The sequence below is a fragment of the Candidatus Pelagibacter bacterium nBUS_28 genome (genome assembly GCF_051200915.1).
Taxonomy (GTDB): domain Bacteria; phylum Pseudomonadota; class Alphaproteobacteria; order Pelagibacterales; family Pelagibacteraceae; genus Pelagibacter.
In genome coordinates this window covers 353,543-366,188 of the sequence record NZ_CP172844.1, presented here as the reverse complement: position 1 = coordinate 366,188, position 12,646 = coordinate 353,543, and the positions used below count along the sequence as shown (strand labels likewise).

Below are 12,646 nucleotides of genomic sequence, written 5' to 3'. Positions count from 1 at the left end.
TTTAATTATTTCTTTTATTAACTGATAAATACTTAAATTTCATTTACCAATTGATTTCTAATTTTTTATTTTCACAAATAGTATTTAACATACTAAACATTAAAGGGAAATTTTTACCATTTAAATCTTCTAGAATTCTTGGTCCAATTTCCAAGGCAAGTTGAGCACCCTCTACAGTAATATTTTTCATAAATCTTTCTTTAGCTTCACTATACAAATAACCTTCACCTAAATATTTTCCCATTACACTATTTCTTCCACCAATAGCACTAACATATAAATCGCCAAGACCTGCTAAGCCATAAACTGTCTCTGGTTTACCTCCATAATGAGAAACAAATTCAACCATTTCTGAAATTGATCTATGAATTAATGAAGCTGCAGTATTTACAAAATAATTAGACTGAACTTCTTTTGTAGCTTTAGAATTGCTTAATCCCTCTGATGCACCAATTAACATAGAGTATATATTTTTAATTGCTCCTGATAACTCCACTCCAGATATGTCTTCAGATATTTCAGTAGAGTAATAATTTGTTGAAATCATTTCTTTTAATGACTGACACTCTTTTATATCTTTATTAGCAATAACAGTCCCAGTTCTTATTTTATTTGCTAAACCAGCTGCTAAACAAGGACCTTTTATAGCTGAAATATTAATTTCTGAGTGACCATCTTTTTCCAGAAGATCTTTTATTTTGTCCGACAGTGTCATAAGTTCATTATTTACAATAGATAATCCTTTTGTTAATAAAATAATTGGTAATTTTTTTTTGTAGTTTTTAGATATTTGTTTAACAAACCACTCAATACCTATTGAGCTTATGCCTGCAACAATTAAATCTACATCTTTTTCTAAAACAGACTGCAACTCATTGAATTGAATAAATTTTATTTCTTTTGGAAGTTTTGTTTTTAACCCAGGATGAAAATGATCATTAGAAATGATATTTTTAATCAAATCATCTTCTAAATGAGTTCCAGCAATTGTGACATCATTTTTGTTTTCAACACAAGGAACGGCAAAAGCAGATCCCATCGCTCCAGAACCTAGTATGACTATTTTTTTCATAATCCAGTTTTAAGTTGCTGGATAATTACAAATTGTTTTCATAAATTATACGTATCTAAAAACAAATATCGCAAATAAGGAAGCGATAAATGTTGCAAACCATAGATTTAAATCAGTGAGACCAAGCCAACCTAAATGAATAAATGCAGCACTTAATAAAGATACAAAAAGTCTATCTCCTCTTGTTGTATTAAGAGTTAAAACTCCTTTTCTTGGTCTGCCACCAGGATCTTTTTTTTCCCAGAAATACATAACTGTAATGCAAAGAGCTATAAAAATAAAAAAACTTGCTGTAGGCCATGTCCAAGCCATCCATTTTATAAAATCAAAGTCAAAAAGACCTTTTTCTTTTGCTTTGCCAACTGTATTCCAAGTATTTGCAGCTGCATGTAAATTTGTAAAAATCATACTCTACCCATTGCAAATCCTTTAGCAATATAATTTCTTACAAAGTAAATTACCACTGCTCCAGGTATAATGGTTAAGCTTCCAGCTGCCGCTAATAAACCAAGTTCATAACCTGATGTACTTGAGGTTCTTGTCATTATAGCTGCAATTGGTTTGGCTATTGTAGCAGTAAGAGTTTTTGCCAACAATAATTCAACCCAAGAAAACATAAAACAGAAAAACATAGTAATACCTATTCCAGCAGCAATTGTAGGAATAAAAATTTTAAAGAAAAATTTAGGAAAAGAATAACCATCAACATAGGCAGTTTCATCTAATTCTTTAGGAACTGCAGACATAAATCCCTCTAATATCCAAACAGCAAGAGGAATATTAAAAAGACAATGAGATAGCGCGATAGCTATATGTGTATCAAATAAATTTACTGATGAGTAAAATTGGAAAAAAGGTAAAGCGAAAACAGCTGGTGGGGCCATTCTGTTTGTTAAAAGCCAGAAAAATAAATGTTTGTCTCCTAAAAATTTATATCTTGAAAAAGCATACGCAGCAGGAAGTGCTGCAGATACAGAAATTATAGTATTAAAAACTGTGTATGTAATAGAATTTACGTAGCCCATATACCAGGTGCTGTCTGTAAATATTGTTTTATAATTATCTAATGTAAAATCTTGTGGCCACAATGAATAAACATTTATAATTTCTGTAGTTGATTTAAATGACATATTTAGCAACCAATAAATAGGTAACATTAAAAAAATTATGTAAAATGTTGGTACCACCCATTTTATTTTTTTCATGATCTTCCCTCATCTTTCATCATTAAGTTGTAAAAAACCCAACAAATTAAAAGCACAATTAAAAAATATATAAGTGACATAGCAGCTGCAGGTCCAAGATCAAATTGACCTAAAGCCATTTTTACTAAATCTAACGACAGAAAATTTGTTGAATTGCCAGGGCCACCTCCTGTTAAAACAAAAGGTTCGGTGTAGATCATAAAGCTATCCATAAACCTTAAAAGTATAGCTAAAGTTAAGACTTTTTTCATTTTTGGCAGTTCAATATATCTAAAAATATCCCATCTACTAGCCCCATCTATTTCTGCAGCTTGATAGTAAGCTGGTTGAATTGAATTTAAACCTGCGTAGGATAAAAGAACAACTAAAGAGGTCCAGTGCCAAACATCCATAAGAATAGTTGTGAACCAAGCATCCCCACTTTGTTGAGTAAAATTATAATCAAAACCAAGTGAATTTAGAGAATGTCCAAGAAAACCTATATCTGGAAGAGCAAATATATTCCACATAGCTCCTACTACATTCCAAGGTATTAATAAAGGCATTGACATTAAAATTAAACAGACAGGTACTCCCAAACCTTTTTTAGGCATAGTTAAAGCGATAGCTATTCCTAGAGGCAACTGAATAAGAAGAATTATAAAAGTAAATATAAATTGTCTTCCTAAAGATGCATGAAATCTCTCGGAATGTAAAATTTGTTTGAACCACCTTGTTCCTTCCCATGCAAAAACATTACTTCCAAAAGTTTCTTGGAAGGAATAATTAACAACAGTCATTAATGGCACTACAGCATTAAATGCAACAAGAACAAATACAGGAATAACAAAGAACCAGGCTTTTTGATTATATGTTTTATTCATTATTCAATTATCCAATCATCTCCATATACATAAGTATATTTTTGTTCAAAAGTAATATGCGCACTATCACTAGGTATTTCAGTAGAAGAATTGGCTAAAATTTTAATACTTCCACTACTACACTCAGTATCAATTACTTTATGTCTACCTGTATCACTAACTCTTTTTATCTTTACTTTAATTCCATCATTAGAAAATTTAATAAATTCTGGTCTAATACCTAATTGCGTTTTACTAAAATTTGTTTTTTTAATACTTGTATTATTAGGTATTATCTTTCCTTCAAAATTAATTTGACCATTTTCAATTTCACAAGGGAGAATATTCATACCTGGTGAGCCAATAAAATGTCCTACAAAAGTATGTTTTGGTTTTTCAAATAATTCTACAGGGGTACCTGTTTGAACAATTTGACCTTCATGCATAACCACTACTTCATCTGCAAAAGTTAAGGCTTCAATTTGATCATGGGTAACATAAATCATAGTCCGATTAATTTTTTGATGTAATTCTTTTAATTTTGACCTTAAAACCCATTTTAAATGAGGATCAATAACTGTTAGAGGTTCATCAAACATAATTACATTCACATCTGATCTCACCAAACCTCTACCTAAAGAAATTTTTTGTTTTCCATCCGCTGTTAAACCAGCAGCTTTATTGTTCAGAGTTGATGTTAGTTCCAACATTTCTCCAATTTCTTTTACCTTTGAGTCTATTTCTGTTTTAGAAAGACCTCTATTTTTAAGTGGAAATGCTAAATTATCATAAACAGTCATTGTGTCGTATATAACTGGAAATTGAAAGATTTGAGCAATATCTCTCTCAACTGGATTTAAAGCCGTTACATCCTTATCATCAAATAAAATCTCACCTTCAGTTGGTTTTAATAAACCTGAAATAATATTTAATAATGTTGTCTTTCCACAACCAGAAGGGCCTAATAATGCATAAGCTCCCCCGTCTTTCCAATCAATATTCACTCCTCTTAATGCCCAGTCTGCATCACTACTTTGCTTTAACAAATAACTATGACTTAAATCTTTTAAAGTAATTTTAGCCATTGGTTACCAATCTGTTATTTGTATCAAAATATAAAAATTCATCCACATTCATAAATAATTTTGTATTCTCACCAATATTTTTTTGTTGAACACCGTTTGATAACGAAACCCAGTTAAGTTTTCCGTTAGTAAAATGAATTAAACTTTCTGACCCACTTAATTCAGAAATCAAAACTTTTCCATTAATTTCAACTGAATTATCTCCCTCTTTGTATGTAGTTATGTTGTGTGGTCTTATACCAATTTTATAGTCCCCATCTTTGATCTTTATGTTTGATTTCCATTGAACGTTGTAATCTTTTAATTTGAACATCTCTCCATTTTTACTTATTTCAGCTATATTCATTGGAGGGTCGCTAAATACTTTAGCTGAAATTAAATTTTCAGGTTTATTATAAACATTTAAAGTTTCTCCATACTGAATAACACGTCCTTCTAATAATGTTGCCGTGTTTCCGCCTATCATTAATGCATCCAAAGGTTCTGTTGTAGCATATACAACAATACAATCTCTATCTTCAAAAAGTTTAGGTAATTCTTCTCTTAGTTCTTCACGAAGTTTAAAATCTAAATTAGCCAATGGTTCATCTAGCAATATTAAATCTGAATCTTTTACTAGTGCTCTAGCTAAAGCAGTTCTCTGCTGCTGTCCTCCAGATAATTCATCAGGTTTTTTATTTAACATAGCTGATAATTTTAGGAGTTCAGCAACTTTTCCTACTCTTTCTTTAATTTCATCTGGCTTCACACCAGTAATTTTTAATGGTGAAGCAATATTTTCAAAAACTGTAAAATTAGGATAATTGATAAATTGTTGGTAAACCATAGAGCAATTTCTTTTTTGGACTTCTTTGCCAGTAACATTTTCATCATTAAACCAAATTTCACCTGACGTAGGTTTGTCTAGACCAGCCATAATTTGCATAAGTGTTGTTTTGCCCGCAAGTGTGGAACCTAATAAAACATTAATAGTATTTTTTTCTAATTTTAGATTAGTTGAATATATATGAGTTTCTATTCCTACTTTTTTCTCAACATTTTTTAATTCTAAACTCATTTTTATAATTTATTTATTATTTGTAATTTAGCTTTAAAAAAAGGGGGCAGTAAATGCCCCCTCTTAAATTTAGATTAACCTAGGGTTACTTCCAAGCGTCTTTGTATGCTACGGTTTTACCTTGAGGTTTCTCATTAACTTTGGCTTTTGGCGAACCAGCCTTATTTAACCAATAAGAAGCTTCTCTTGGTTTATTAAGTCTTGGTCCACATCCACCGTACGCGTTACTAGCTTTGTCAGCAGCTTCCATACGAGACATAACTAAGTCCATCTCATCTGCAAGACGATCCATAGTTTGTTGTGGTGTAAATGTACCAGAGTTAACTTCTCCGATATGCTGCCACCATAATTGTGCTAGCTTCGGATAGTCTGGAACGTTGATGCCTGTTGGAGACCATACATTTCTATTGTCTGATCTATAGAACTCAATAAGTCCACCTAATTCAGGCGCTCTCTTAGTGAAGTGTTTGTCGTTTAAAGTACTCTTTCTTACAAAAGTTAAACCAACATCAGCTTTTTTAAGAGATACAGTTTTTGAAACTGCAAATTGAGCGTACAACCATGCAGCTTTTCTTCTCTCAACGTCAGTAGACTTAAACAAAGTCCATGATCCAACGTCTTGATATCCAAGCTTCATACCTTCTTCCCAATAAGGCCCTTTAGGTGATGGTCCCATTCTCCATAAAGGCATACCGTCTGCATCAACTACTTTATTGTTAGGATTTTTTCCTACTAAAGAGGCTGTGAAAGCTGTGTACCAGAAAATTTGCTGAGCAACATTTCCTGAAGAAAGAGATGGTAAAGACTGATAAAAGTCCATAGCGCTGCTCCCGGAGGTGCATAAGCTCTTAACCATTCATCCCATTTTCTGATTGCGTATACTGCAGCAGGGCCATTAGTAGCTCCGCCTCTTGATACGTTAGCACCAACTGGATTACAAGTACCTGCTTCCATTCTAATACCCCATTCGTCTACAGGTACTCCATTAGGTAGGCCTTTACTTCCTCCACCAGCCATTGATAACCATGCATCAGTCATTCTCCAACCTAAGTCAGGAGCTCTTTTACCATAGTCCATATGACCATAAATATTTACACCATCTATCTTCTTCACATCTTCTGAAAAGAATTTAGCGATATCTTCATAAGCAGACCAGTTTACTGGTACACCTAATTCATAACCATACTTAGCTTTAAATTGTTTTTTAATCTCAGGTCTGTCAAACCAATCTTTTCTAAACCAATAAAGGTTAGCAAATTGTTGGTCTGGTAGTTGATAAAGATTTCCATCTGGACCTGTTGTAAATTGAAGTCCTATGAAATCATCTAAATCTAAAGTTGGTAAAGTTACATCCTTACCTTCTCCAGCCATCCAATCTGTTAAGTTTACAGCTTGTTGCATACGTGCGTGCGTACCAATTAAGTCTGAGTCATTAACATATGCATCGTAAATACTTACGTTTGTTTGCATTTGTGTTTGAACAGCCATCACTACATCACCCTCTCCTATGATTTGGTGTTGTACTTTGATGCCAGTTATATCTTCAAACGCTTTTGTAAGAGTCTTAGACTCATACACGTGAGTTGGAATACCTTCTGAAACTACTTTTAAAGTCATTCCTGCGAATGGCTTAGCAGCTTCATGAAACCACTTTAGCTCTTTCTCTCTTTCTTTAGCGGATAGAGTAGATAAACTAAACTCACCGTTAGACCATTTCTTAATTGCAGCCATATGACCGTCTGCAAATACACTAGAAACAGTTACGATTGAAAACCAAACAGCAATAGTAAAAATAGTTTTTAATTTATTAATCATTACTTCTCCCATTATTTGGTTATTGTTTATTTTTGAGAGGTTATGTTAACTTGAACAAGGAGTGTATGTCAAAAAAAAATTCAATTTATACAAGAGTTTCGCTTTCTAATTGAATATTAGGATAAAGTTTTTTTGATTGCTTTACTCCAACCATCAATTAGGATTTTTCTTTCTGAATTTTTAATCCTTGGTTTAAAGCTTTTGTCTGCTTGCCAATTTTTTGCAATGTCTTTTAAAGATTTATAAACTCCTATATGAAGACCTGCCATAAATGCCGCACCAAGCGCTGTAGTTTCGTTTACCTTAGGTCTTAATACTTTCGTATTAATTGTGTCTGATAAAAACTGAGAAAACCAATTATTTAACACCATGCCACCGTCAACTTTAATTAATTTTGGTTTTAAACCGTCATTCTTCATCGCCTCAAATAAATCATAGGTTTGATATGCAACCGATTCAACTGTAGCTCTTGTAATTTCTTTTGGACCTGTATCTCTTGTTAAGCCTGTTAAGATGCCTCTAGCGTTTACATTCCAATAAGGTGCTCCTAGCCCCGTAAAAGCTGGAACTAAATATATTCCTTTATTTGAACTAAGAGATTTTGCAATCTTTTCAGTATCTGATGCTTTTTTAATAAATTTTATTTTATCTCTTAACCATTGAACACCAGCGCCAGCTATAAATATTGTACCTTCTAATGCGTACGTTGTTTTACCATTTATTCTGTAACCTATTGTGGTTAACAACCTGTTTTTTGAATAAACTTTTTTACTTCCTGTATTTAAAAGTACAAAGGCACCTGTTCCATAAGTACTTTTTACAGAACCTGGCTCAAAACAACATTGACCTATAGTGGCCGATTGCTGATCACCTACCATTCCTGTTATTGGATAAGAAGTTCCAGTAATTGAAGGGTCGGTATAACCAAAATCAGCTGCACAATCTTTAACTACTGGCAATATTTCTTTAGGAATTTTTAATATTCTTAATATTTGATCATCCCATTTATTTGTCGAGATATTAAACAACATGGTTCTACTTGCATTAGTTGCATCTGTTGCATGATCAACACCTTTTGTTAATTTCCATAATAAAAAACTATCAACTGTACCAAATAATAATCTTTTCTTTTTAATTAAGTCTCTAGCTTTAGGAACGTTATCTATAATCCATTTAATTTTTGTTGCTGAGAAATATGCATCAATTAGTAAACCCGTCTTATTATAAATAATAGTTTCTTTTTTTTGTTTTATTAATTTTTTACAATATTCTGAGGACCTTCTATCCTGCCATACAATTGCATTATAAACTGGTTTACCATTTTTTTTATCCCATAAAATAGTTGTTTCTCTTTGATTTGTAATTCCTATGGTTAAAACTTTCCCTTTTAGCTTTTTACTTTTTTTAACAACCTCTTTTAAAACTTTTAAAGTAGTTTTCCAAATCTCCTCTGGATCATGTTCAACCCAACCATCTTTTGGAAAATATTGAGTAAATTCTGTTTGAGAGGTAAAAACAGGTTTACCTTTTAAATCAAACAATATTGCTCTACTTGAAGTAGTACCTTGATCAATGGAGATTATAAATTTTTTCATTTAGTATTTATTATAATATATTTTTATTGTAATTTTTTTAATTTTGTTAGTAAACTAGATTATATAAAAATTAAAAAAGGAGACTACTTATGACTAAAGTTGCAATAATTGGTGCTGGACCATCTGGTTTAGCTCAACTAAGAGCTTTTGAGTCTGCTCAAAAAAAAGGTGAAAAAATCCCTGAAATAGTTTGCTTTGAAAAACAAGAAGATTGGGGTGGTTTATGGAACTATAGTTGGAGGACCGGAACAGATGAATATGGAGAGCCTGTTCATTGCAGTATGTACAGATATCTTTGGTCTAATGGACCAAAAGAATGTCTTGAATTTTCAGATTATTCTTTTGATGAACATTTTGGTAAGCCTATTGGATCTTACCCTCCTAGAGAAGTAGTTTTAGATTATATACGTGGGAGACTTGCTAAATCTGATTTTAAAAAACAAGTAAGATTTAGAACTTCTGTTCGTTGGGTGAGCTACAATAAAAAAAGTGAATTATTTACTGTTTCAGTTGAAGATTTAGTCAAAAAGAAAACTTATAGCGAAGATTTTGATTATGTTGTGTGTGCTTCAGGACATTTTAGCACTCCAAATGTGCCTGAATTTGAAGGACTTTCCACTTTTGGTGGAAGAGTAATGCATGCACATGACTTTAGAGATGCATTGGAATTTAAAGATAAAGATATTTTAATTGTAGGTACTAGTTACTCTTCAGAAGATATTGCGTCTCAATGTTACAAATATGGATGCAAATCTATAACAATCAGTCACAGAACTGCACCAATGAATTATCATTGGCCTGATAGAATTACCCAAGCACCTTTATTGGTTAAAGCTGATCCAGATAACACTGTTCACTTTAAAGATGGATCAAAAAAAAAGGTGGATGCGATAATTTTATGTACTGGATATTTGCATCATTTTCCTTTTCTTGAAGAAGAGCTAAAATTAAAAACGAGTAATTTATTATGGCCTCTTAATTTATATAAAGGAATATTTTGGGAGTCTAATCCTAAGATGATGTATTTAGGTATGCAGGATCAATTTTATACTTTTAACATGTTTGATGCTCAAGCTTGGTATGCAAGAGATTATATTCTTCAAAAAATTTCATTACCTTCAAAAGAAGAAATGACAAAAAATAGTCTTGAGTGGAAAAAAAGAGAAGACTCATTGCAAGATGATGAGCAAAAAATTTGGTTTCAGGGTGATTATACAAAAGAACTTATTGAAGCCACTGATTATCCAAATTTTGACATAGAAGGAGTTAATAAAACTTTTATGGAATGGGAGCATCATAAACATGAAGATATTATGACTTTTAGAAATAATAGTTATAAATCTTTGATTACAGGAAAAAAATCTCCCTTGCATCATACGGAATGGCTAGATGAATTGGATGACTCCATGAAGGCTTATATAAAATAGATTGTTAAACTATTATTAAAAACATGTTGTTTGTTAAAAACCTTAAGTCTATTTCTGATCAAAAATGGCAAACAACAGATAAATATCCAGGTGTAAGATGGAAATTCTTAATCGATGCAGATTATACAGTAAGCACTGGGCTTTCTCTTGGTTTTGCTGAAATCGCTCCAGGAGGAGATTTGACTTTACATTATCATTCACCTGCAGAAATATATGTAGTGACTAATGGTACTGGAATATTAAATAAATCTGGAGAGCTTGAAGAAATTAAGAAAGACGATGTTGTTTATATATCTGGGAATGCAAAACATGCTTTAAAAAATAATGGAAAAGAAATTTTAAAATTTTATTGGATTTTTCCAACAGATCGTTTTTCTGAAGTTGAATATTTAACTTAACTAATACCCAGGTGTTTTTTTCTTTGGTCCACCCAGGTCCTAATTAAATTATCAAAAATCAAACCTATAAACGCTACACAAATACCTAATGTTAGCCCTATACCAGCACCTTTTTTGTCTGATAATGCTTTCAAAATATACTGCCCTAAATCTTCTGTTCCAATAAAAGCGCCTATAATTACCATAAATAATGCAAATACTATGGTTTGATTTAATCCTAGCATCATATGAGGAAAAGCAAGAGGAAACTCTATTTTAAATAATCTTTGAAATTTTGTTACTCCCGACATTGTTGCTGCATCATGCAAAGCTGTAGGAACACTTCTAAGACCCTCAATTGTATATCTTGTTGCAGGTATAGTTGCATAAACAATTACTGCAATTAAAACTGAAGTATCAGTTATTCCAAAAAGCATCATCACAGGTATTAAGTATACAAATGATGGAAAGGTTTGAAAAATATCACAAACTCCCAACATAAAGCTTGCTGAATTTTTATTTTGAAAACACAATGTTCCAACTGTAAATCCAATTATACAAGATATGATAACTCCAAAAGTTGCCATGTAAGTTGTCACTAAAGCTCTGTCCCACCATGGGCTTAAGGCTATAAACAACGTTAATCCACAAACAACCAAAGCAGAACGAATACCACCTATTATATAACCCGCTCCAACAACTAAGACTAATGTAGCTACAGCAGGCATTCTTAAATATAAGGCTCTCATCGGCTGAAGCACATCTACAATCAACCAAGTATTAAATGCTTTTATGTACACAAAGAAAGTATCAAAAATCCAATCAACACCTTTGTTCCAAAAATCAGCTGTTGATATTCCTTTATTGTGTGGAACTTCAAAAAGATAATTATATCCTTCCTTAAAATAAAAAGATCCTAAGTAGGCAAATAGAATTCCTAGTACTATTGCTGCTGTGAAAAAGAATGTATTTTTATGACGTTGGAAAAAAGTCAAGTTACCAAAATAATCAATTTGCTTATTAGCCCAAGCTAAAGACATTTTATCTAATAATATAGCAATCAAACTAATACATAAGCCGGCTTCTAATGCTAACCCAATGTTCAGCTGATTTAATGCAAGCAATAAATTAAATCCCAAACCTTTTGCTCCGATAAAAGCAGAAATTACTGCCATAGAAAAACACACCATGATGACTTGGTTAACTCCAATTAAGATATCTCTTCTTGCAGTAGGAATTAATACTTTTGCCATTAATTGCCAATTATTACATCCGCTCATTCTGCCTGCCTCAATAACTTCTGGCGGTATTCCTCTAAGTCCTAATAAAGTTAACAGTATCATTGGTGGTACCGCAACAACCATAGTTATAATTACTGCCGCATGGTCACCAACTCCAAAAAGAACAATTGCTGGAACTAAAACTGCATATTGAGGCATTGTCTGCATTACTAAAAGTATTGGATATAAAGCTTTCTCAACTCTTTTACTTTTAAATGCCGCAATACCTAAACCTAAACCAAAAATAAACGATAATGGTGCTGCAACCAATATAAAAGAAAGTGTTTGCATTGAAGGTTTCCATTGACCAAAAATGGAAATGTAAATCATCACTATTGCAGAAAATAATGCTAGCCCTTTACCGCTAAGTTTATAAGCTAATATCGTTGCTCCCGCTGCTACGATTGTCCATGGCAATCCTGGTAGTTCCGCCCAAGGATTTGCATCGATCCAATCCCAACTAGAAAATGCAACAATGGTATTAAGTCCACCCAGTAAAATCTCTCTTATTAAATCAATAAGAAAAGTCATGAAAGAGGTTACATTTCGGGTAATTTGCAACAATAAAGGTCGAGTTTTAAATTCCTGAGTATCTTCGTTCCAAAACTCCATTGGCATCCACTCATTCATTAAGAAAAACAAGGAGTCGTTTATCCAGATAGGTAACCAACCTAGTAGTGGAGGTAATCTCCAAAAAACGTCAAAAGCATAATATCTTACCTCTTTACCAAATAAAACGTATGAACTTTGGTTTGGATCTTTAATAAATTCTGCTTGCCCTCTTATAAATTTGTATGTTTCAGGAACTTCAATCGCAAAACATAGTGCAAAAAATACAATTAATAAAAATAACCACTGAAATAATTTAGGATTTTTTTTAATAAATTCCAT

General features: G+C 32.2%; 10 protein-coding genes and 1 pseudogene. 2 read left to right on the top strand and 9 right to left on the bottom strand.

Annotation, left to right across the window (positions count from 1 at the left end; all coding sequences use genetic code 11):
* Positions 1-43: 43 nt before the first annotated feature.
* From ACIJYC_RS01815 to glpK, 8 genes and pseudogenes are all read right to left on the bottom strand, one after another.
* A complete protein-coding gene (locus ACIJYC_RS01815) occupies positions 44-1,072 on the bottom strand; it encodes a glycerol-3-phosphate dehydrogenase (RefSeq protein WP_435167145.1) in 1,029 nt (342 codons plus the stop codon).
* A gap of 45 nt (positions 1,073-1,117) precedes the next feature.
* Positions 1,118-1,384, bottom strand: coding sequence for a DUF2160 domain-containing protein (locus ACIJYC_RS01810; protein ID WP_435168076.1), 267 nt, complete (start codon positions 1,382-1,384; stop codon positions 1,118-1,120).
* A gap of 92 nt (positions 1,385-1,476) precedes the next feature.
* Entirely contained in the window at positions 1,477-2,277 is an 801-nt protein-coding gene (locus tag ACIJYC_RS01805; RefSeq protein ID WP_435167143.1) for a carbohydrate ABC transporter permease, read from the bottom strand.
* The gene (locus tag ACIJYC_RS01800) at positions 2,274-3,140 is read right to left on the bottom strand and encodes a carbohydrate ABC transporter permease (RefSeq protein ID WP_435167137.1); all 867 of its coding nucleotides are present in this window, start codon (positions 3,138-3,140) and stop codon (positions 2,274-2,276) included. The genes ACIJYC_RS01805 and ACIJYC_RS01800 overlap by 4 nt, the downstream gene beginning before the upstream one ends.
* On the bottom strand, positions 3,140-4,204 hold the full coding sequence (locus ACIJYC_RS01795; RefSeq protein ID WP_435167134.1) for an ABC transporter ATP-binding protein: 1,065 nt from the start codon (positions 4,202-4,204) through the stop codon (positions 3,140-3,142). Before ACIJYC_RS01795 ends, ACIJYC_RS01800 begins: the two co-directional genes overlap by 1 nt.
* Positions 4,197-5,261: an ABC transporter ATP-binding protein gene (locus ACIJYC_RS01790; protein ID WP_435167131.1), complete on the bottom strand. Its 1,065-nt coding sequence runs from the start codon at positions 5,259-5,261 to the stop codon at positions 4,197-4,199. The genes ACIJYC_RS01795 and ACIJYC_RS01790 overlap by 8 nt, the downstream gene beginning before the upstream one ends.
* Before the next feature lie 85 nt (positions 5,262-5,346).
* Positions 5,347-6,992: pseudogene (locus tag ACIJYC_RS01785) on the bottom strand (ABC transporter substrate-binding protein).
* A gap of 200 nt (positions 6,993-7,192) precedes the next feature.
* Positions 7,193-8,671, bottom strand: coding sequence for a glycerol kinase GlpK (glpK, locus tag ACIJYC_RS01780; RefSeq protein ID WP_435167128.1), 1,479 nt, complete (start codon positions 8,669-8,671; stop codon positions 7,193-7,195).
* 89 nt (positions 8,672-8,760) lie between these two features.
* On the opposite strand from glpK, the gene ACIJYC_RS01775 reads away from it, so the two are divergent.
* Together ACIJYC_RS01775 and ACIJYC_RS01770 are read left to right on the top strand one after the other, a co-directional pair.
* Positions 8,761-10,098 carry an NAD(P)-binding domain-containing protein gene (locus ACIJYC_RS01775; RefSeq protein ID WP_435167125.1) on the top strand — a complete coding sequence of 446 codons (1,338 nt, stop codon included), beginning with the start codon at positions 8,761-8,763 and terminating at the stop codon, positions 10,096-10,098.
* A gap of 23 nt (positions 10,099-10,121) precedes the next feature.
* The gene (locus ACIJYC_RS01770) at positions 10,122-10,496 is read left to right on the top strand and encodes a cupin domain-containing protein (protein WP_435167122.1); all 375 of its coding nucleotides are present in this window, start codon (positions 10,122-10,124) and stop codon (positions 10,494-10,496) included.
* On the opposite strand, the gene ACIJYC_RS01765 is transcribed toward ACIJYC_RS01770, so the two are convergent.
* Positions 10,493-12,646 carry an ABC transporter permease gene (locus tag ACIJYC_RS01765; protein ID WP_435167119.1) on the bottom strand — a complete coding sequence of 718 codons (2,154 nt, stop codon included), beginning with the start codon at positions 12,644-12,646 and terminating at the stop codon, positions 10,493-10,495. The genes ACIJYC_RS01770 and ACIJYC_RS01765 overlap by 4 nt on opposite strands.

Coding starts and splice junctions, on each gene's coding strand:
- ACIJYC_RS01810 (WP_435168076.1), bottom strand. CDS start 1,384: ATGGCTTGGACATGGCCTACAGCAAGTTTTTTTATTTTTATAGCTCTT.
- ACIJYC_RS01795 (WP_435167134.1), bottom strand. CDS start 4,204: ATGGCTAAAATTACTTTAAAAGATTTAAGTCATAGTTATTTGTTAAAG.
- ACIJYC_RS01790 (WP_435167131.1), bottom strand. CDS start 5,261: ATGAGTTTAGAATTAAAAAATGTTGAGAAAAAAGTAGGAATAGAAACT.
- ACIJYC_RS01770 (WP_435167122.1), top strand. CDS start 10,122: ATGTTGTTTGTTAAAAACCTTAAGTCTATTTCTGATCAAAAATGGCAA.
- glpK (WP_435167128.1), bottom strand. CDS start 8,671: ATGAAAAAATTTATAATCTCCATTGATCAAGGTACTACTTCAAGTAGA.
- ACIJYC_RS01800 (WP_435167137.1), bottom strand. CDS start 3,140: ATGAATAAAACATATAATCAAAAAGCCTGGTTCTTTGTTATTCCTGTA.
- ACIJYC_RS01765 (WP_435167119.1), bottom strand. CDS start 12,646: ATGGAATTTATTAAAAAAAATCCTAAATTATTTCAGTGGTTATTTTTA.
- ACIJYC_RS01815 (WP_435167145.1), bottom strand. CDS start 1,072: ATGAAAAAAATAGTCATACTAGGTTCTGGAGCGATGGGATCTGCTTTT.
- ACIJYC_RS01805 (WP_435167143.1), bottom strand. CDS start 2,277: ATGAAAAAAATAAAATGGGTGGTACCAACATTTTACATAATTTTTTTA.
- ACIJYC_RS01775 (WP_435167125.1), top strand. CDS start 8,761: ATGACTAAAGTTGCAATAATTGGTGCTGGACCATCTGGTTTAGCTCAA.